Origin of the sequence: Neorhizobium descurainiae (assembly GCF_051400715.1) — a bacterium.
Taxonomy (GTDB): domain Bacteria; phylum Pseudomonadota; class Alphaproteobacteria; order Rhizobiales; family Rhizobiaceae; genus Neorhizobium.
Genome location: NZ_JBLFFK010000025.1, coordinates 65,988 through 83,827 on the forward strand (window position 1 = coordinate 65,988; position 17,840 = coordinate 83,827).

The 17,840-nt window shown below is 57.7% G+C and carries 20 protein-coding genes; 11 read left to right on the forward strand and 9 right to left on the reverse strand.

Going from position 1 to position 17,840, the window contains the following annotated elements; genetic code table 11:
- Positions 1-143: 143 nt before the first annotated feature.
- Both ACMGE0_RS28845 and ACMGE0_RS28850 read right to left on the reverse strand, forming a co-directional pair.
- Positions 144-683: a hypothetical protein gene (locus ACMGE0_RS28845; protein ID WP_436819322.1), complete on the reverse strand. Its 540-nt coding sequence runs from the start codon at positions 681-683 to the stop codon at positions 144-146.
- Positions 684-718: 35 nt separating this feature from the next.
- Positions 719-1,711 carry an energy transducer TonB family protein gene (locus ACMGE0_RS28850; protein ID WP_436819323.1) on the reverse strand — a complete coding sequence of 331 codons (993 nt, stop codon included), beginning with the start codon at positions 1,709-1,711 and terminating at the stop codon, positions 719-721.
- Between the two features lie 78 nt (positions 1,712-1,789).
- Here ACMGE0_RS28850 and ACMGE0_RS28855 point away from each other — a divergent pair, with 78 nt between their 5' ends.
- Positions 1,790-2,725, forward strand: a complete 936-nt coding sequence (locus ACMGE0_RS28855) for an ankyrin repeat domain-containing protein (RefSeq protein ID WP_436819324.1) — start codon at positions 1,790-1,792, stop codon at positions 2,723-2,725.
- 50 nt (positions 2,726-2,775) lie between these two features.
- Here the strand turns inward: ACMGE0_RS28855 and ACMGE0_RS28860 are convergent, their stop codons facing one another.
- Positions 2,776-3,357 carry a hypothetical protein gene (locus ACMGE0_RS28860; RefSeq protein WP_436819325.1) on the reverse strand — a complete coding sequence of 194 codons (582 nt, stop codon included), beginning with the start codon at positions 3,355-3,357 and terminating at the stop codon, positions 2,776-2,778.
- A 354-nt stretch (positions 3,358-3,711) separates the two neighbouring features.
- On the opposite strand from ACMGE0_RS28860, the gene ACMGE0_RS28865 reads away from it, so the two are divergent.
- On the forward strand, positions 3,712-5,367 hold the full coding sequence (locus ACMGE0_RS28865; protein WP_436819326.1) for a hybrid sensor histidine kinase/response regulator: 1,656 nt from the start codon (positions 3,712-3,714) through the stop codon (positions 5,365-5,367).
- On the opposite strand, the gene ACMGE0_RS28870 is transcribed toward ACMGE0_RS28865, so the two are convergent.
- The 3 genes from ACMGE0_RS28870 to ACMGE0_RS28880 all read right to left on the reverse strand — a co-directional run bounded on the left by ACMGE0_RS28870 (position 5,364) and on the right by ACMGE0_RS28880 (position 8,287).
- Positions 5,364-5,990 carry a LuxR C-terminal-related transcriptional regulator gene (locus ACMGE0_RS28870; protein WP_436819327.1) on the reverse strand — a complete coding sequence of 209 codons (627 nt, stop codon included), beginning with the start codon at positions 5,988-5,990 and terminating at the stop codon, positions 5,364-5,366. The two genes, ACMGE0_RS28865 and ACMGE0_RS28870, sit on opposite strands and share 4 nt — an antisense overlap.
- A 477-nt stretch (positions 5,991-6,467) precedes the next feature.
- The gene (locus ACMGE0_RS28875; protein WP_436819328.1) at positions 6,468-7,379 is read right to left on the reverse strand and encodes a hypothetical protein; all 912 of its coding nucleotides are present in this window, start codon (positions 7,377-7,379) and stop codon (positions 6,468-6,470) included.
- Positions 7,376-8,287, reverse strand: a complete 912-nt coding sequence (locus ACMGE0_RS28880) for a prohibitin family protein (RefSeq protein ID WP_436819348.1) — start codon at positions 8,285-8,287, stop codon at positions 7,376-7,378. Before ACMGE0_RS28880 ends, ACMGE0_RS28875 begins: the two co-directional genes overlap by 4 nt.
- A gap of 314 nt (positions 8,288-8,601) precedes the next feature.
- On the opposite strand from ACMGE0_RS28880, the gene ACMGE0_RS28885 reads away from it, so the two are divergent.
- The 4 genes from ACMGE0_RS28885 (at position 8,602) to ACMGE0_RS28900 (ending at position 10,908) form a co-directional block, all read left to right on the forward strand.
- On the forward strand, positions 8,602-8,847 hold the full coding sequence (locus ACMGE0_RS28885) for a hypothetical protein (RefSeq protein ID WP_436819329.1): 246 nt from the start codon (positions 8,602-8,604) through the stop codon (positions 8,845-8,847).
- A 365-nt stretch (positions 8,848-9,212) separates the two neighbouring features.
- On the forward strand, positions 9,213-9,503 hold the full coding sequence (locus ACMGE0_RS28890; RefSeq protein WP_436819330.1) for a hypothetical protein: 291 nt from the start codon (positions 9,213-9,215) through the stop codon (positions 9,501-9,503).
- Positions 9,504-9,900: 397 nt separating this feature from the next.
- Positions 9,901-10,605, forward strand: coding sequence for a hypothetical protein (locus ACMGE0_RS28895; protein ID WP_436819331.1), 705 nt, complete (start codon positions 9,901-9,903; stop codon positions 10,603-10,605).
- 6 nt (positions 10,606-10,611) lie between these two features.
- Positions 10,612-10,908, forward strand: coding sequence for a hypothetical protein (locus tag ACMGE0_RS28900; protein ID WP_436819332.1), 297 nt, complete (start codon positions 10,612-10,614; stop codon positions 10,906-10,908).
- 55 nt (positions 10,909-10,963) lie between these two features.
- Here the strand turns inward: ACMGE0_RS28900 and ACMGE0_RS28905 are convergent, their stop codons facing one another.
- From ACMGE0_RS28905 to ACMGE0_RS28915, 3 genes are all read right to left on the reverse strand, one after another.
- Positions 10,964-11,158 carry a hypothetical protein gene (locus ACMGE0_RS28905; protein ID WP_436819333.1) on the reverse strand — a complete coding sequence of 65 codons (195 nt, stop codon included), beginning with the start codon at positions 11,156-11,158 and terminating at the stop codon, positions 10,964-10,966.
- Positions 11,159-11,269: 111 nt separating this feature from the next.
- The gene (locus tag ACMGE0_RS28910) at positions 11,270-13,138 is read right to left on the reverse strand and encodes a hypothetical protein (RefSeq protein ID WP_436819334.1); all 1,869 of its coding nucleotides are present in this window, start codon (positions 13,136-13,138) and stop codon (positions 11,270-11,272) included.
- A gap of 18 nt (positions 13,139-13,156) precedes the next feature.
- Positions 13,157-13,972: a PA3715 family protein gene (locus tag ACMGE0_RS28915; RefSeq protein ID WP_436819335.1), complete on the reverse strand. Its 816-nt coding sequence runs from the start codon at positions 13,970-13,972 to the stop codon at positions 13,157-13,159.
- Positions 13,973-14,595: 623 nt separating this feature from the next.
- Between ACMGE0_RS28915 and ACMGE0_RS28920 the strand changes: the two genes are divergently transcribed.
- The 5 genes from ACMGE0_RS28920 (at position 14,596) to ACMGE0_RS28940 (ending at position 17,617) form a co-directional block, all read left to right on the forward strand.
- A complete protein-coding gene (locus ACMGE0_RS28920) occupies positions 14,596-14,886 on the forward strand; it encodes a hypothetical protein (protein ID WP_436819336.1) in 291 nt (96 codons plus the stop codon).
- Between the two features lie 403 nt (positions 14,887-15,289).
- The gene (locus ACMGE0_RS28925; protein ID WP_436819337.1) at positions 15,290-15,658 is read left to right on the forward strand and encodes a hypothetical protein; all 369 of its coding nucleotides are present in this window, start codon (positions 15,290-15,292) and stop codon (positions 15,656-15,658) included.
- Positions 15,659-15,788: 130 nt separating this feature from the next.
- A complete protein-coding gene (locus tag ACMGE0_RS28930; RefSeq protein WP_436819338.1) occupies positions 15,789-16,115 on the forward strand; it encodes a hypothetical protein in 327 nt (108 codons plus the stop codon).
- Positions 16,116-16,246: 131 nt separating this feature from the next.
- Positions 16,247-16,585, forward strand: coding sequence for a hypothetical protein (locus tag ACMGE0_RS28935; protein ID WP_436819339.1), 339 nt, complete (start codon positions 16,247-16,249; stop codon positions 16,583-16,585).
- Between the two features lie 141 nt (positions 16,586-16,726).
- Positions 16,727-17,617: a hypothetical protein gene (locus ACMGE0_RS28940; protein WP_436819340.1), complete on the forward strand. Its 891-nt coding sequence runs from the start codon at positions 16,727-16,729 to the stop codon at positions 17,615-17,617.
- Positions 17,618-17,840 lie beyond the last annotated feature (223 nt).

Consider the following 17,840-nt stretch of genomic DNA (forward strand, 5'->3'; position numbering starts at 1 on the left):
GGTTCCTCCATTTCGAGGAACGAATGCAACTTCACCGCGACGTCGGTGACAGATCGAGGCGCCGCGCTCCACAATTCCTTTGCCAACGCCTCCTCGATAACGAATGCCGTTTGGAGCTCCATCTGTACCGCGTGCATGAACTTTTAGCGCGTGGCCGGCTGTGGCACGGCCGGATCCTCCACGACGATCCGCACCGGCACACCCAGCGCCTCCGCCAACGCCTCCCGCTTGGTTTCCAGCACAGGATCTGGGGCGACCGCAATGACTATCTCTCCTGTGCGTTCATCCACATAGCGAGCATGTGCCGTCGGCAGTGCCTCAGCGATCTTTTCGGCGCTGTTGGTCATGACCTGATTGAGTTCGCCGACGGTGTGCTCCGCGTTTGGCTCGAACACCACTTGCAACTCGCCGTCACCCACGCGATGCTTTTCGGGCGCCACCGGCTCGTCGCCCGTCAGCCGAACCACGATCTGGCGCTGGTCCCGCTCGATAAACAGGCCCGCGAGACGATTGCCATATTGCTCGCGCAGCCGCACGGCGATCTGACCGGTGACCAAATCCAGTTCTTCGCCCGTCGTGGCGGCATAATTCTTTGGCAGATTGGCTGGTCTTGTCTTCACGTCAGCGGCGAGCGCGGAACTTGTCGCAAAGCAGAGCATCAGTGCAATTCCCAGGCACTTCATGTGCGATTACCTCTTTCAGAAGATGGCCGTACCGATCACTTGAGCGCCGCGCCGTCGCGAATGGCGCGAAACTCATCAAGCGCTTTCGGCATCGCATCCAAACGCGTTGCACAACTTACAGAGATGCGACCGCGAGGCAGGTCAAGAAGGGAGATATATTGCCGGGCGTTCTCATGATCCGGCCCCAGACCCGGCGCGATCACGAACTCTATCCCCTTTGCTCCATGCTGATCGAACATCCGGGTTTCCTCAATGCGGGATTGGAGGATAGACTGAACTTTCTTCATGGCATCTATGCGGGCCTGGATTGCATCCGGCGCATCGATCATGTCCTGCGAAAGTCCAGCATTCTGAGGCGACGCCTTGAACCCGACGCCGCAAAGCGCCTTGCTCGTCCCGGCAACAGGCGGACTGTTCAGCAGGCTGACGACGTCGACAAGGATGTCATAGTTCGAAGCCTTACGTGGACGCACGATCTCGAATAGCACCGGAACGTCAAGGGTGAAACCAGTGCCCGGATGATTGTATTGGCGGCCTGACGCTTCTGCAGGTGCCACCTTGGGCGTGGCATGCCTTGCCACCATGATCGTGACCGGCAGCACGATCTCGATTTCAGGATCCTTCATGTCGGCGGTGAACGAAGGCAGCCGCCCGGTCCGGTTCACCATAGCGATGGCGGCCTGATCGACCTCCCTATGACCGGAAGATCGCTCAACGGTGACATTTCTGACCGATCCATCCCGTAGAACCTTCATGCGCAAGCGCACGAGTTGATCCTTGTCGACATCCTTGAAATTGACGGGTGGCCCTAGATTCCGAGCAAGGGCGATCTTAACATTTGCCGCCCATTCCTGCTCGTTCGTCGGAGTATCTGCCCAGGAAGGGCAACCAAGAAGCAAAAAAACAACCGCTCCGGTATGCCAGATACGCAATCGAAAAGGTCTTTTGATCGTTCCGCAGGAATCCTCAGAAACGCTCTTGGGATGCACTGCCACAGCCTCGCGTAGCCTTTCGATATTTTTCAGCATTGCGCATCATGCCGCGGTACTATTTTTGATTGAGCGATGTTAGCGTCCAACGGCTTAGGAGTCCACAAAGAACGATTTATGACAGCTGAAGATCGGATAGACGTACCGATGGATCGTTTTGGAGGCAAAATCACTCGGCATGTTGCTCTGCTCGCCGTTGGCCTGGTATCAATAGCAGTGGTCTCAGCGCTGTTTATAATGAACAGACAAGGGCCAGCGAGATATTTCGACGGCGTGGCTCGCCAGGCCGCTGTCGCCATCGATCACGGCGCGCTTGATGAGCTCAAGACGTTGGTCGATCAAGGTCTCGTCATCGACGAACGCGGCAGGGAGCAAATGACTCTGCTGTGGTACGCAATAATTGGCAAACACTACGACGCGACAAGACAGCTGGTCGCGCTGGGTGCAAAGCCAGACGAAAACGGCGTCAGTCCGTTGGGGAGCCCATTGCACCATGCACTCACATCCGACACGGAGCTTCTCAAAGCCTTTTTGGATGCCGGACTGACGCTCGATTATCGAACCGCGTCAGGAACATCCCTGTTGCAGCGGAGCGTTTTCGGGGATGGCGCGATCGACAGGGTAAGGCTGCTTGTCCAACGTGGCGCCGACATCAATCATCGCGACAAGCTCGGCGGGACTGCTCTTGACGAGGCGATCGCTGTCCGGAAACCCGAGATCGCGATTTTTCTGGTCGAGCAAGGAGCCGATGTCGATGGAGTGATGACAAACGGCTCGACTACTGCCTGGGCCGTGCAATGGATGCTTGGTAGGCTCCAGCATGGTTCATCGTCGGGCACGGTGACAGACATCACGCTGTCGAACCCAAGGAGCGGTCCAGTCGGACAGACACAAGTACCGATCCAAAACGACAACGCTGATACGGCCAGCCTACGGGTCGGATTCGAACGTCTGCGAGCTATGATGATCGCCAAAGGCGTCAAATTTCCTGCGGATCCTCCAGATGTCGTGCGTGCTCGCAGGAAATCGCAGGGCTTGCCTGTCGCAGAATGAGTGAGTTGGTCGCCTCTGGTGCCCCGATACGCTTATGCTCCCCGCGGAATCTAAAAGCTGCGTGCCGGATCGCCGTTCCACGTTACGCTGACGTCTTTACCCAGCATTCGCACCGCATGATGAAGCGCACCGAACGGATCAGCAAGCGGCTCTACGCCAAAATGCTCCCTAATCGCCACGCGCGCTTCTGCCGGATTCCCAGTCTTGAATCCTTCATCGTCCGGCCACGGCTCATCCAGCTCGTCTTCCGCGCCCCACTTGTCGACGAAAGACCGCCATTTTTCTCGCGCCACGTCGACAGGTTCCAACTTCAGCAGCTTGAGCGCGTCGTGCCAGCCCGGAAGACCGGCTGCAATGGCGATAAACTCCTTGAAGTCTGCGCCAACAATGCCGAACGACCCTTCCGAATCGACGTAGAGAATGCGACCGTCCGTCAGGACGTAATAACTCCCACCTGCACCGTCGCGCCCGAAGAGTTCGTGACCCGCGGGACCCTCGATCTCAAGGCCGTCTGTGCTGGAGGGCTTAGGATCTTCGGGTCTCAGAACGTAGACATCGATGATCTCGCTGATTTCCTGCTCCAGCGCCAAACTCCGGAGGCGATCGACGATTTCCGCAGCGTGATGCTCCATAACAATCCTTCCAACAAAGTAACTATACGATCTACAACCTGCCAATGTAAGAAGCACCGGCAAGACCACTTAACACGCGCGGATGGATGTTTTGCGACCTCGGCGGAAATTCTGCCACACTCTCGTTCCACGCCCTGCCGTAAACGGGTTGCATATCCGGTGCCCTCCCGCAATAACACAGATGTCCTAGTTGCAACCTCCGGCCCGCGCGGTAGAACCCCTCGTCGGTAAAATTGGATCTTGCAGGGGCCACCTGTATCCAAGCTTGCCGCCACTGCACTCACAAGCTTGCATTTGGTGACGTCAACCTCGGAGGATCTCATCTATGGCCTGCAACAGATTCCAGGATAACACTTGAGCTTCATTCCCGGACTGTTTGACTCTTTCACCCGTTGGCGGTCTGAGCCGGACTTCGACACTGAACGGGCGCAAGCGGTCGTTCGCATCGCCATTTTGGCCCTTTTGTCGATCTATCTGCTACCAATCCTTGCCAGCAAGGATACGCCAGCCAGCGGCTGGAATATCTATTGGGTTTATGCGAGCTCATTTCTTTCGTCCTGGCTCCTTCTCAGCTGGATCGTTTACCGGCCAGGCGAAAATCACTGGAGGCGGGTATCAGCCATGGCGCTCGACTACGGCGCCATGACATATGCCATGTCCGTAGGCGGAGCGCCTTTGCTGCCGGTATCGGCTCTGGTCTTGTGGGTCACCGTCGGCTACGGCCTGCGGTACGGCGCCCGTTATCTTGGAGCCGCCACCGTAATCGCTTTGGTGAGTTTCGCGATTACCACCTATTTCAACGACTACTGGCGGCAAAACCCTTATGTCGTCACCACCATGGCTGCGATGGCGATTCTGGTCCCAGCCTATATCTTTGCTTTGTTGAACAGGCTGCATCGTGCCAACGCTGCCCAGCAGGAGGCGAACCTTTCCAAGTCACGGTTTTTAGCCCAAGCAAGCCACGACCTCCGTCAGCCTATCCACGCGATCAGCTTGTTCACGGCATGTCTGCGTGATGCCGGGCTGCAACCATCAGAGCTTGCCATGGTCGACAATATCGACCGGTCGCTGCAAAGCGTGTCTCGGCTTTTCAAGTCGCTGCTTGATATCTCGACCCTCGACAGCGGCAAGATGACGCCAGAGACGGAAACAGTCGCGATTACCGAGATCATCGGCGACATCGTCAACCAGAATTCGGAGGCCGCGCAGAAAGTGGGTTCGCAGTTCCGCGTGGTTCGGTGCTCCAAATACGTCGAGGTTGACCGGGGACTGCTCAACACGATCCTGCAGAACATCGTCAGCAATTCGATCAAGTACGCGCCTGGTCATCCCATCCTGATCGGCTGCCGGCGTACCGCGAGCGGCTTGGCGATACAAGTCTACGACCGCGGGCCAGGGATCGAAGAAGCACATCAGTCGCGCCTTTTCGAAGAATTCTATCAGGTCCGCAATCGCGGCGACAAAGACCTGGAGGGCGTCGGGCTCGGCTTGGCCATTGTCAAACGGCTTGCGATCCTCATGAACCTTCACGTGAACCTGAGATCGGTGGTGGGCCAGGGCACTTGCGTGACCATCTCAGGCTTGAAGGTTGCAAAACCGCGCGTGAGACCCCGCACCCAATGGAGTCCACCCTTGGCGCCTGCCAACGGGTTGCGTGTGCTGCTGATCGAAGATGATGAGGCCGTGCTCCTGGCCACTGCAAGTCTGCTGCGCAAATGGGGGTGCTCCGTTCAAGCAGAGTTGGCAGTACCGGAACGTCTGGACGACTGCGACCTTCTCATTACCGATTTCGATCTCGGCGACGGGATGACGGGAACCGAATGTATCGCCCGCGTTCGCCTGTTGAGCGGTTGGAGGGTTCCGGCCGTTGTGATGAGCGGCCACGATGCCGCAAGGGTCAGGGAGGATCTCGCCGACGATGAAATCCCGATCCTTTCGAAGCCGGTCCGCCCGGCCGAACTCAGATCGGCAATTCTGCTGCCGACGATTGCAGCTCGTGCCGATGACTAGAAGTCGGAGAGGAAACCTGCGGCCATTCCCTTGCTGACCGCTTCGGCCCGGGTCGTCACGTCAAGGGCGCGAAACAGCGCCGACACGTGGACCCTCACCGTGAAAGGCGAAATTCCCAACGCAATTGCTATCTCCTTGTTCGACCGCCCCCTTGCAATGAGCGCCAGGACTTCTGCCTGGCGCTGGCTCAGCGCCGGGGAACTCTCAATGTGCAAATCACTCGAGGAAGGAAGCTTGACGACAATATCACCGTCGCGAATTGCCTGAAGAGCCGCGATCATCTCGCCGGGTGACGCCGCTTTGTTGATAAAACCGTTCGCACCGGATGCCATGACCGCCTCTATGACCGATTTGCCGGTCGCCATCGTCACCACGACGATGGAAGCCAGCCGAAACTCCTCGCGCAGGAGACGAAGCGACGGTGCGATATTGGCGGCGCCAAAGAACAGGTCAAGGATGAACATGTCCGGAGGAGATGGGCTCGTTCGAGCCAAGTCCACTGCACCGATGAAACTGTCCACCGCCTCGATAGTGGCGCCCGGCATCAGGTTTCTTACCAGTGAGCACATCCCCTCGCGAAAAACAGGGTGGTCGTCGGCAAGAATGACCAGTTCTTTTTCCATCCTCTAACTTCTTCCTTTTCAAACGCGACCAGTGGCCCTGCCCGCTTTGCGGCTTAGGGCCAGGGCCGAACGCCAACATGCGCTATGGCCGCCTTGAAGACCTCGTGGCCGGTTCGGTCTTGAGAATTCTGGCCTTCTCACGTGCCGCCTTGTCCTGTTGCCTGTCCCTGTGATTCTCAATCAGGGCTCCCGGCAGCAGCACAGGAGCCGCGACGATCATGCCTCCGCCCAGCATTGCCTGACAATGGGCGGGCATGGATGAGTCCAGGATGTTGCAGTTGGCGCAACCGCCGAGCAACATAGAAAGACCTGCAATCAAGAAACCGGCACGGAATGTGGAAGCTGTGAGCTTCCGCGTTCTGGGCCGGTGTATTGCGATTCGGTGCGGGGCTGACCGAATTCTCTTGAGCTGCTTCATGGTCGTTCTTTCCCCTTGGGTTCGGTGGGACAGTTTTTCGGCATGGGTCGGCGGCTTGTTCACGGCTGATAGCTACTTTCAACACGAGCACGCACGAGAATTTCGTCGATGCTCATACCGCCGAGCGCGAGTTGGACAACGCTCATCGGCTGCATAAAACGCAGTGAAAGTTCGGCGACGCCCTTCGGATGCGGTACATCAGCTATGAACCGCTTCATCGCATCCGCGGTGGATGCGGGGGCGATCTCGGGGGGGACAAGATCAAGCATTTTGATGTGATGATCTTTCCACGTTTCGATGACCGGTTCCGGATCGGCGTCGTAGCCGACAGCACTGACGACCGGCCCCATCGCATACATCTCGAACAGGCCCTTGTTGTCCAGCTTGAGCGACACTTCCTCGATTGCGGCCGGCCGTTCCTGAGGCTCTGCGAGCCCGGCAAGCGTTGGGTCGAACCCAAGTAACAGGCTGGCCGAGAGGCTGAACATCCCGAGCTGGTCCGAGAAAACCACAGCGTGATCGATCTTCAACCGCTTCATGCCGCGATCCCAGTAGTAAAGCAGCCGAAGGGCCAGGGGCGCTTGCTGCACCTTGGAGAGATAGTCAGTTCCCGGCATGGTGCCGAACATGAAGCGAACACCTTCTACCCTGATACTTCCTCGCGACGGAATCGCCGGATAAAGGTCGCCTCCTGCAGCGTATTCACCGCTCAACTGCGCGCTGTCGAATATCCAGAAGCCATAGCGCGGCGCCGCCACCTTGCCATTCTTCACCACGCAGCCATCGTGTCGTAGTTCGATCTGCGGCATCTCGGGCGACAGTATCTGCGTTGCAAGCACGTGGCAGACCTCGTGCATGGGATTGGCTACGGCTGGCGATGGATCGGTTGCCGACGCAAGTCCTGGAAGGAAGCAGGTGAAGAGGAGCGCTGTTGCCAGGCGCAACTGTTTGCGGGCGGACGGGTCCGTCATTGGAGCCCTGTCTGTTCTGCGTCCGGCAAGCCCTGATTGCGCAGATCAATCATCGGAAGCGCCCCGTTCGGCAGCATCGTCGTCGGAAGACGCCCGTCCCATTTTTCGGCCTGGGTCAGGGAAACGAGGCCCGGGTTGTTGCGCAGGGCATCGCCACGCGCCTTGATGGCGAGAGCCTCCGCATCACCGCGTAGCCTGATTGCTTCTGCTTCCGCCTGTGCCTGCAGACGCACCGCATCCGCCTGGGCCTGGGCGTCCGCACGACGTGCGTCCGCATTGGCGTTGGCCTGCGTGACCGTGATCTCGGCCTGCACCTTTTCGCGCTCGGCGTTCTGCCGCAGTTTCTGGACTTCGACCTCGGCCAGCATGCGCTGCTCAATGCTCTCCTCGTAGGAATCGGAAAAATCGATATTCTCGATCTGCACGCTCTCGATGATAACCGGGCCCTGCACGCCTTCCTGGATCGCGACAGCGATCTCCTGATTGAGCCTGCCGCGCTCCTGAATGGCGGTGACCGCGTTGAACCGACCAAACACGGTCTTGGTTTCCTCGAAGACCCGGCGCTCGATCAGTCGCCCAAGAAGGCCCGCCTCCGATCCGTATTGCTCGTACACCGTAGCGACCCGATCAACCGGAATGCGATAGTTCACCGACAGCTTCACCGTCGCCGGCTGCTGATCGCGACTATAGGCTTCCATCGCGTCGTACACCGCTGCTTTCGACTGAACCGATATGCGGACAATGGAGTCGATGACCGGCAGTTTGAAGCCAAGTCCCGGCTCCGCGGTTCCTGCAATGGCCCCATACCTCAGGACAACGCCGCGCTCACCCTGATCGATTGTGTACCACGAACCGAATACGGTACTCAGAATGGCGAGAGCGACAATGCCGAACACAATCAGCGGCATAAAGGAAAGCGACTTCGTTGGAGTTCCCGTATTCATAACTATGGCCTTAGCTGCGTCGTTGCGGACTACACAGACATCTGCGACGCAGCGTCTGGTCGATGGTCTGCGGTGCATACACCTGTGGTGAATTTTTCGCGCCTGCAATTTATCGGCACGATCTGATCGCTGGTGGTGTCTCGGCGATGGAGAGCGAAAACAGGGTATTAGCAGGAACTGGCAAGCTCAATCCACTAGGACAAATGCGCTGGTGTGCAGAGGGAAAAGCGCGTCTTAAAAGGCTGCGTCCATAAAAATCAACAGCCGGAGGTTACCCGATGAAAGCCTACCTTCTCACCTTGTCCATGGTCCTGGTCGCCACGCCTTCGCTCGCTTGCACCAGTGAGGAACTTCAAGCAAAGGCGATGCAGGTATCGACGAAGATGCAGCAAATGGCTGCCAAGGATCCGCAAAAGGCCGGTGAGATCGGGCAGAAGGTCGCAAAGGCACAGGCCGGTGGAGTGTCAAACCTCGATGAAGCCTGCAAGCTTTATGACGGTATCCTCGTCGATCTGGAAAAGTAATTTGTGTCGATTGTCGGAGACGCCGCTGCTAGGCGGCGTCTCCTAAACTTCAGGCCGGGACAACATGCACTTAAGGCACCTGATCGCTATGGTTCACCTGATCGGCAGCTTTACGCTGTGTGGTTCGGCATCGGCCCTAAGCCCTCTGCCCCCGGAGGATCAGACGACTGGTACATCAACCGAAAGCAGTTGGTTTGACCCCACCCAATATCCAGCGTCGGATCTTTATAAAGGACCTACCAGATTTCCCGACTTCAAAGGGAGAGATCGGGACTACAACAACTTCCGGACGCGGATCCGCGATGGCCTGAAGAGTGGTCCCAACTTTGCCGGAGACATGTCGGTCGTTCAGATAGGATGTGGCGGTGGATGTTCGTTTGTGGTGGTTAAACCGCACCGGAAAGGTTATGAGCTTCCCGAGAGGCGGCGAAGAGAATATGTATCTCAGCCTCAAATTCCAGCCTGATAGCCGTCTGATGATCGCTCAATGGGCAGGCTACGAACCCGACGGATGCTTCGTTGAGTCCTTTGACTTTGACGAAGCCGTTTGGAACGAGGTTGCAAAACGCCGGGTAGGACCGGCGGACGCCTGCTACGAGCCGATCGACAGCAACCTGAGATCGGGCGCCGGAAGCTTCGGCGAGGCACCGAAATGAATAGCTCGGCTCGGGGACTGCGAATGGGCGGGATTTATCCTCGGTGTGCGCATCCTATTTGGTTTGTCCCGGTTCTGGTTTTCTTGCTGATCTGTGCTGGGCACCCATTTCATGCGGACGCCGCCAATTTCGATTGCAACCGCGCCGCGACCAGCAGCGAACGTGCTATCTGCGCCGATCCTGTACTCTCCGAGATGGACGCGAAACTCTTCACTGCCTGGAAGACGGCGAAGGCCATCAGCAAATACCCCGATGCGATTCAGGCCGATCAGCGCATCTGGCTGAACTGGCGCGATCAATGTGTCGACGACATAACGTGTCTTCGCCGCGTTTACCGCTTCCGGCTGCCGCAACTGGCTGCGCCAGCCGTGGCAGGCACCTTTGCCTGGGAGGGAACGTGGTATCGGTCAGATCGCCCCGATATGGTGATGAAGATCAGCGCGTGGAGGCGGACCGCTTCTCGGTCACCATCGACATGGACGAAGAAGGCAGGCACACGAAGGGGCCTGCCAGACTGGTCAAGGGCGCGCTGCAATACGCGAATGTTTATCCCGGCGATTCCCAGGAGTGTGCGAAGATCATCCGCACTGTGCACCGCCAGGTCGAGGTCGACAACGTCGATCCGGGTTGTCGTTACGGCTCCAGCAGCTATTTCGCCGGACGTTACCTCCCCGTGGTTGAGGGGACGGAACGGGCGGTAGACCCCGCCGCTGATCTGCTTGGATATGGCATCATCCTGAAGCCCGAAGACGATGCGCGCCTGCGTCTGCTTCTCGGTGATGAATTGTACCGGCGCATGGCGCGGACATTCGAAGCGTCGATGAAGGTCGATATCCTCGACGCGGGCGTCACCAACGCAGACATAGGCAGTGAGGTTTCTGGCCCGGACTACGACAAACCCATTCTGTTGCAGGCCCCGGATGGACGGTTCTGGGTCGCGTTCCGGAACACAGGGACTATAAGGCCGTGCTGCTTCGGTACTACACCAATATGGAGAATGGCAGCGCAGGCTCCCGCAAACCATCCGGGAATAGCACAAGAAGTACGGTGCGCCAATGCCGGTGCAGTTTATGAGCGCACCCGGCGCTCCTGTCGACGATGATCCGCAATGAACGGCAATGGGCGCACTGTCCATCTCTGCCTCTATGACGCCAATCAGGAGCCCGAAACGCATGACAACGATCGCGCTCCTGCTGGGAATTCTTTCATTAATCGGCAGCATCCTGTTCTTTCTGGGCGAGCTAACTTCGCCGGCAGAATGGGGTGTGCTCGTTTTGGTCTGGGGGCCCTGGGATTGGGGTTCGCAGAGCGCAGAACTGTGCCGGGCAAAATGGCCGTGGCGCTGCTTGCTTTGTTCCCCGGCATGGCGCTGATTGGCTGGCTGCGCTGGACAGTGACGGGTTGACAGATCATCAGGCGATGTCCCCTTAAAGGCTCGGGCGGGGATGCCCAGCGTGATCTCATACCGCAGGAGCCCAGTAGATCACGGGGTAGAGGCACAGGGCGGCGACGAGGACTGCCAACAAGCGCCATACCCGGCTCTTCAAGAAGCGGAAGGCCGCAATCAGTGCTACTCCGGCGACAATCATCGCCATCGGCCAGACGGAAACAACGGAGATGACGTATGCATCGAAGAGCGAGAAACTGATCGGCATTGAAAACTCGTTTGCCTTGGCAGGCCTCAGCCACGTTCGGCTCAATAACGCGTCGACTGTCGTGTCCGCAGCTACCAATGAGGAGGCCCGCCACTGCGAAACGCGCGCCCGTCATTGATCGGTGACTTCATCAGAACAAGCAATCGGTCTGACTGTCGGATCACTATCGTTTCCGTCATACTCGGCAACCTCGCACTTGTGGGCGCGATACCGGTGCCCGTCGAAGCGGTAGACGGTCGTGTCATAGCGTGCCTCTGCCATCCTCGCGCTGACACGAAGATCGGCCAGTCCATGGTGACGGTCTGGGAGAGCTTCGAAGTCACCCCAACCATTCAGAACGACGCGCCACTCCCGCCCCTTTTTGTGCAGAACCGCAAATCCGCAGTCGGCGCTGCTGCAGTCGGGATCCACAACGACATATGACGGCTCCCCGCCCGCCTGCAGCTCCATCCTGGTGGGATTGACGCTGTGGGAGTAATCGTCGGTGGTCGCCTCGAATGACAAAGGCGACTGCCAGAAGCCGACGATAGCCTGAAGCCGTCGCGCAAGCCAGAACCGTTCCAGATCCGCCACGGACGGTCCCGCCTTGCCGCCTGCCGCCTCCAGCGATTGCCGGATGTCGTCACGGTCGAGCAGCGTTGCGAGCCGGACGGGCAATAGACCGTCGATAGGTTCGTTCGGATTGGCGTCGTGGTCCAGCATCCACGCCAGCATCCTCATCTCGCCTTCGCCGCTCTCCTTGAGTTCAAAAGGTTTTAGGCAGGCAAAGAAACGCGGAAGGTAGGAGCTGACTGCCCTTCCCTCCATAAGCCGGGTAGCCAGAGACTCGTCGCCACGGCAGAACGCGGCGCTCAGTACGCTCTCATGGTCGGATACCTCAACCCCGCGATTCATCGCCTTGATCACGAGATCGCCGCTGCCTGCTTGCACAACATACTTCCATCCCGAAAAGTTATCGAAGAGTGCTGCATCACAGTGTTGGATGAGCCAATCCGTCCCTGCCCTCAAGGCTTTGTTTCTGTCGTCCGGTATCGGCTGTGACGGATCAAGCACCTGCTCGTTTGTCCAGCTGCCGCTTGCCACCGATATGACGCCGTCATTACAAGCCTCCGGGCTGCGTTCCTTTCGGGAAAGCACTTCGTACCATTCGGGCATGGCCGTAAGGTTGAGTTGAAGATTTGGACTCGGACGCTCAAGCGATGTCCGCAGAAGATGGGCAAACAAGTTCCCGGGACGATATCCTGTCCCGTAGAGAAAATCGTCCGGCAAGGGCGCATCCAGATCGATACTGCGAAGGATCCTGGCAGCAGTCCGTCGCCCCTCCGGCGTGACCGGCAGATATGTCAGAAGCCGCGCTGCATCACCCGGGGTCGGCGACATACCGGCGGTAAAAAGCGGTTCCACCCGTTCCGGAATTCGGTCGCTTTCCACCAGTCTTCCCGCCATCCGGAACAGATCCTGGCATTCCGGCGACAGACGTTCACGGACCGGGATCGTGGCAAGGCTGGCCATGGCGTTTTCCCACTGGCCATTATTGCTGTCGCTCGCCAGATCAGTGACGATCGCGCAGCGTTGTTCCGCAGGCGCCTGCCTCGTCAGTTCAATGACAAACTCCCGCTCACCCACGATCCGGGAAACCCACGTGACGGGCGTGCCGATCGACCCGGCAAGCACGCTCTGGAACGGCCCGTCCAGCCGGGTTCCCGCCGACACCAGAAAGCGGATTATCTCCCGCGCCCGCTCTTTGGATTCCGGCGTCGCTCTTTTGAGCACCTTGATCGCCTGCATCATCGGCGGGTTGTAGGTATCTGTGCGCAGTGCCGCGGGATCATTCGGAAGTGCATGCCGCAAAGCTGCCACGTCGCTGTCGGCAATTGCCTGCTCCGTGGCAGAACGGTCTTGCGCGATCCCCTTCTGCAGCGGCAGGACCATCATCAGAAGGACGGCCAGGGTAATGAAGGACTTGGGCCGGTATCTCATCAGAAGTGATCAATGACGTTAAAGCGGCTTCATTGCCTCAGGTACGGAATATCGCTTGCCGTCATAGACCACACGCGTACTTGCCGCATTGCTTTTGTGGCTCCGCTCGCCGCATTCGCCTTTGCCGTCAACGGCGGTGGTGCTTGACGAAGCCTTTTCCGTCACCACAATGTCGGCATAGCCATTACGGCCGGTTTTCCCCATCGCCAGGGTTCTCGTCTTGCGATCAAAAGTTCCCGCACAATTGCCGTCCCACTCGCCTCCGCTGCTGATAACGACAATGCCGTCCAACACCGGCTGCAGTCGGCCGCTGCCGATCACGTAGAGCGACAGGCTTACCTCTTCAAAGGGATTGACGCGTGACGATCCTTCCTTGGCCAGTCGCACACCAAAAGCGATCTGTCCGGGCGCCAACTGGTATCGCGCCGTGTCGAACGTGATCGACTTGGTCTGGATCGCGTCGTCAACGATCCGTTCCTTCAGGCGCAGGCGCTGTTGCACTTTGAGACTCGAGGCATCCAGCACAAGCAGCTCGAGATCGGCGACTGTCAGCAATTCCGATTCTTCCGTGATGAGCGGAACAGCAACCAACAGGCGCTCCGGATAGGATGGCCATGCCCGGCAGGCGACAGTGTGTCGCTCACCAAAACCCTCCTCCGCGTCAGGCAGGAGGATCCTTGCCCCATCGATGGCAAACTCCGTCTCGGACGTCTTCTCGGCGGTTGGATAGGCCTGGGCAATAATTGTAGCCGCATCTGTTCCGCACCCATCTTCGGCAGCAGATGCGGCCTGTGCAAAGAACAGGAGGGCGGCGGCGATCAGGAGTCGGGGCATCGGGATTCTCTCGAGAGATTTGACAATCCAAGAACAAAGGAAAGTACAGCGACAGTTGAATCGAAAATGCGACGTTTTGCATAGGACGGTAGGCTGGCTGTCGATGCAACTAGCACATCATACCGGCTTGACATTGCGAGCCAGTTTTGCCTCGCATCCAAAAGTCAAAAACAATCGGTTGAAGTAGCTCTTGCGTCGTCGGGCTCGCCTCGATGCCTCGGCCGCGCGTTCCGCGTAGGCGCACCGTCGATGAATTGCAAGGTGTGAGCTTTCCTGCCAATAGGGGGATATGACGGATAAAAAGGAAGAATTTCAGGATAGCGCAACTGTTCATTTCGAGCCAAATGAGGCGCTCGTCCTCTTTGCGTTGTTATCCCGGTGGGCGGAATCGGGGAACGAAAAACTCCTGCAGCCGCCTGCTTCGAAAGCACCGCAGAGAATGCTGTGTTGCACGGTCTGCTGACCGATCTCGAAAGACAACTTGTCGCCCCGTTCAAACCAAATTATCGAGATCTTCGCAACGATACACAACGTTCTCTTGAACACCTGTGGGATTATAGGAAGCTGAACGGAGGAGATTAGCGGCCGTTCGGCGCGGATCTTGGCTGACCGAGGACAAGCATATGGCAGCAAGGCTGAAAGACATCCGGCGCGGCACCGCTACCGCTGGGATACTGCTCGGCACTTATTTGTTTGTCTTGGCGGCTGACGGCATAAACGAGGGCAGAGCAGAAAGGGATTATGCGTCGATGACGCCTACGCAGCTCAAAAATAACATCACGTCCAGCCATCCCGCCGCCTACTACATCCTTGCCTCAAGCTCTTTGCTGCCGGCGAGCGCGATGAAGCGGTCGTCTGGTTCTACGCGAGCCAACTGCGCCATCGTTTGCATCTCGCCGCTCATCCAGGCCTAACGACGGATGGCGACCCAGCGCTTTTCGCCTCGCTGTCGGAGGTGGTCGGCCGCCAAATCAATGAGTATGCCGCAGGCAACGTTAAAGCATGGGCCGACGCCACGCGGCGAGCACTTGACTAGGACGAGCAACAAGAAAATGACTTCACCTCCAAGTCCGTCTACCATGCAGAGGAGCCGGCTGCGAAATACGACCTGAAGCCAGAAACACTGACTTGTTGGCAGCGTCCAGCAAGTGGTATATGCGGGCCCTTCCGGAAAATCTACAGCCTCCTGCAGGGCTCAACGGCCCAGGCAGGGTTTGAATCGTGGCGCGTGAAGATGACATCCTGGCGGGAAAGGCCTTGCTCGCGTGTGAATATGTCGAGGATTGAAAAGTTACTCTATCCCGCCAGAGTGGCGATATGGCGCACCAAGAGCAGTCTTGGGCGAGGTGCGTCGGCCTGGCCCATACGGTGGAGGTCTCGCACCACGTGGATGCGTCCGAGCCTGACGCGGAGGGGTTCTACCACTATCATTATGAGTACGAGATTTATAAATTCACCGATGGCGTCATGACGCTACTGGCGCGGGCCTATAACGACGAGCCTCGCCAGGCCGCCCTGATGGCGTGGCACGAGGGTATCAATAACCGTCTGTTGAGAAAGCGGGATTTGCGCCATCCGCTATTTCTCGGGGCCATGGCCTATCTCGAGAGGGCCGGCAAATCCAAGCTGGATTGGCTCGACAGAAAAAGCCGATCCTATCTGCCAATCGTCGATCGGGGTGAATGATTTGCGCCGCTTCAAACCGAACTCAAGGAAGCGCCATTCGGATAGGCCATCCGTCAGTGGGTTCACCCCAGCGGGTATCGCCTCAGATCTTTCGTGGGTGCCCGATATGGTTGCTCTGGGACTACCATCGATGAGCGCGGAGGCATATGTGGAGGCCTACCTGGCGGATCCAAGTGAATGGTGGTGGTCCACGATTTTGCTTCATGATCCGAGAGAAACTGTATTGAAACGGGCCCTGGCCATCATTGCTCAAGCCCGGCTCCCTGTTCACGAAAGGGCGCTCGGTCAATTGGGCGCGGGTCCTCTTGAAGATATGATGGGGAATGAACTACTCGATGTTTTAGGGCACTGGACCCCGTTCACTGCCGCAATGTGCCATGCTCTCCGCATGGTAAGGATGGACGCCAAGTCACCCGCACTGCGGCGACGCCTGGATGTGATGATTCTGGAGCCCTAACGCAAGAGCCGTTAAGGTAGAGCATCATTGATAATCATGACTCCTTTGAGTGGCGGGACTGACAAATCCTCGCGCGTAAAGTTAAGGCAATTTGTGATAGGCAGTTTGCTGGTCATTGTTGGTGATTTGGTATGATTTGGCTGAATGCGACACCTGAACAACCTGTGACCATCCCGCTTATCAAAAATGCGCTGGCTGCGGTGCTGCATGTGGATGTAAATGCTATCGAGGTTGTAGACCACCTGTCACAGGCTCAAGGCAAGGCGGTGCTGTGCGTCATCTATGAGGGGGACGGATCCGACTTTTCCCAGATAATTTCAATCTACCCGCAGGATGGGTTGAACGGTCCGAGTCTTCTGGAGGGCGGCTCACAGATCGCTAAATTCGTCCAGACGGCGATGCTGTTGCCCAACGACAACTGCAAATCCCGATGCGTTTGTACTTCACCGAGGACATCTTCGGCGGCGTAAGCGGCTTCCTTGGGAAGGGACGTGCCATGCCAGAAGGTTGAGCGTCGAAGACTGCAACCTCGCATGGGTGGGTTTACAAGAAGATGCGGGTTTTGGAAAGTGAGATCGGCTGAACGTTGAGCCGACAAAGATGGAGGTACGATGCCGACGGTTCTGTTTGAGGCGGATGAGAGAACCATGAACAACCTCATGGCGGGTCCTTTAGTTCGCATCGAGGAATCTGCCTCGCGGTTCAGGCCAAGGACTGCCTTCTTTAACAAGGCTGGCTTCGACAAATATGCCTGCCTTGTCGATGAGCATGAATGCAAAGGCCTGCAGATTGCAATCGAGGACATTGCCGAGAACAGACTGCAGGCCTATTTCGCGCCTGATTTAGGCTCGATCAAAAACCAACATGCTCTCACCGATATCGGGATTACGGGTGCGGGGGCGTTCGATAAGGACTTTGATCTGGACGTCTTCAAGGCGTTCGTCAATGTCAGGAAGCTCATCACGATGAGCGTTTCCTTCGGCCCAGGACTGCCAGATCTGTTTCCGAACCTGGAGACCTGGCTGAACATGGACTGGAGATCCAACCCAATCAAAGCGCTCGACGGCAAATGGACGAAGCTCGCCAATCTTTCGCTCCAAGGTTTCAGCGGCAGGCTATCTGCGTTCGACGGCGCGCCGATCCGAAGGCTCTTCCTGGTTGCCTCTTCCATTAAGGACATCGAGGAGATCCTGAGGTTCGAAGATCTCGAAATCTTGCAGATCGTTTCCTCCAGGATCGCAGGGGACGTCTCTGCCCTGTCCAAGCTGAAGAAGTTGCGGTCGGTCCGTTTCTCCGGCAGGAACAAGCTTGAGGGCTGGGAAAAACTGACCAGCGCTTCGATTGAGAACTTTGAGGCGTCGCACTATCCCTGCAAGTTTCCCAGGGACGGTTTTCCAAAGCTGCAGAACTATGTCATCAACGCCTACCGCGACCGCGACCCGTTTTATGAAACCGGCGGTGACGACATCAAGTTGAGCGCGGAGTTCTCGGCGCTGCCCTAATCGCTGACAGATCCTCCCTCCGCTACGAGATGAGAGCTGTCTGTCACGTTTTCGAAGAAGCGCCAGTCCTCGCTCGCCGAGCCGTCCGGGAAAATCTGCAACCGGTAACCGCCTGAAAGAGCGATATCGACACCGCAGTAGGAATCGTAAGCGATGTTCTCAGACCCCGGCCTTGATGATCGGCTTCTCGGCATAAGCCCAGGGCATAAGGTCATCGATCCGG

What these genes read in the sequence shown, in the direction of transcription:
- ACMGE0_RS28910 (WP_436819334.1), bottom strand. Translation starts at nt 13,138, where the DNA reads ATGAGATACCGGCCCAAGTCCTTCATTACCCTGGCCGTCCTTCTGATG.
- ACMGE0_RS28925 (WP_436819337.1), top strand. Translation starts at nt 15,290, where the DNA reads ATGGCGCACCAAGAGCAGTCTTGGGCGAGGTGCGTCGGCCTGGCCCAT.
- ACMGE0_RS28940 (WP_436819340.1), top strand. Translation starts at nt 16,727, where the DNA reads ATGCCGACGGTTCTGTTTGAGGCGGATGAGAGAACCATGAACAACCTC.
- ACMGE0_RS28855 (WP_436819324.1), top strand. Translation starts at nt 1,790, where the DNA reads ATGACAGCTGAAGATCGGATAGACGTACCGATGGATCGTTTTGGAGGC.
- ACMGE0_RS28915 (WP_436819335.1), bottom strand. Translation starts at nt 13,972, where the DNA reads ATGCCCCGACTCCTGATCGCCGCCGCCCTCCTGTTCTTTGCACAGGCC.
- ACMGE0_RS28930 (WP_436819338.1), top strand. Translation starts at nt 15,789, where the DNA reads ATGAGCGCGGAGGCATATGTGGAGGCCTACCTGGCGGATCCAAGTGAA.
- ACMGE0_RS28850 (WP_436819323.1), bottom strand. Translation starts at nt 1,711, where the DNA reads ATGCTGAAAAATATCGAAAGGCTACGCGAGGCTGTGGCAGTGCATCCC.
- ACMGE0_RS28860 (WP_436819325.1), bottom strand. Translation starts at nt 3,357, where the DNA reads ATGGAGCATCACGCTGCGGAAATCGTCGATCGCCTCCGGAGTTTGGCG.
- ACMGE0_RS28880 (WP_436819348.1), bottom strand. Translation starts at nt 8,287, where the DNA reads ATGCCGCTGATTGTGTTCGGCATTGTCGCTCTCGCCATTCTGAGTACC.
- ACMGE0_RS28845 (WP_436819322.1), bottom strand. Translation starts at nt 683, where the DNA reads ATGAAGTGCCTGGGAATTGCACTGATGCTCTGCTTTGCGACAAGTTCC.
- ACMGE0_RS28870 (WP_436819327.1), bottom strand. Translation starts at nt 5,990, where the DNA reads ATGGAAAAAGAACTGGTCATTCTTGCCGACGACCACCCTGTTTTTCGC.
- ACMGE0_RS28920 (WP_436819336.1), top strand. Translation starts at nt 14,596, where the DNA reads ATGGCAGCAAGGCTGAAAGACATCCGGCGCGGCACCGCTACCGCTGGG.
- ACMGE0_RS28935 (WP_436819339.1), top strand. Translation starts at nt 16,247, where the DNA reads ATGATTTGGCTGAATGCGACACCTGAACAACCTGTGACCATCCCGCTT.
- ACMGE0_RS28875 (WP_436819328.1), bottom strand. Translation starts at nt 7,379, where the DNA reads ATGACGGACCCGTCCGCCCGCAAACAGTTGCGCCTGGCAACAGCGCTC.
- ACMGE0_RS28885 (WP_436819329.1), top strand. Translation starts at nt 8,602, where the DNA reads ATGAAAGCCTACCTTCTCACCTTGTCCATGGTCCTGGTCGCCACGCCT.
- ACMGE0_RS28905 (WP_436819333.1), bottom strand. Translation starts at nt 11,158, where the DNA reads ATGCCGATCAGTTTCTCGCTCTTCGATGCATACGTCATCTCCGTTGTT.
- ACMGE0_RS28900 (WP_436819332.1), top strand. Translation starts at nt 10,612, where the DNA reads ATGAACGGCAATGGGCGCACTGTCCATCTCTGCCTCTATGACGCCAAT.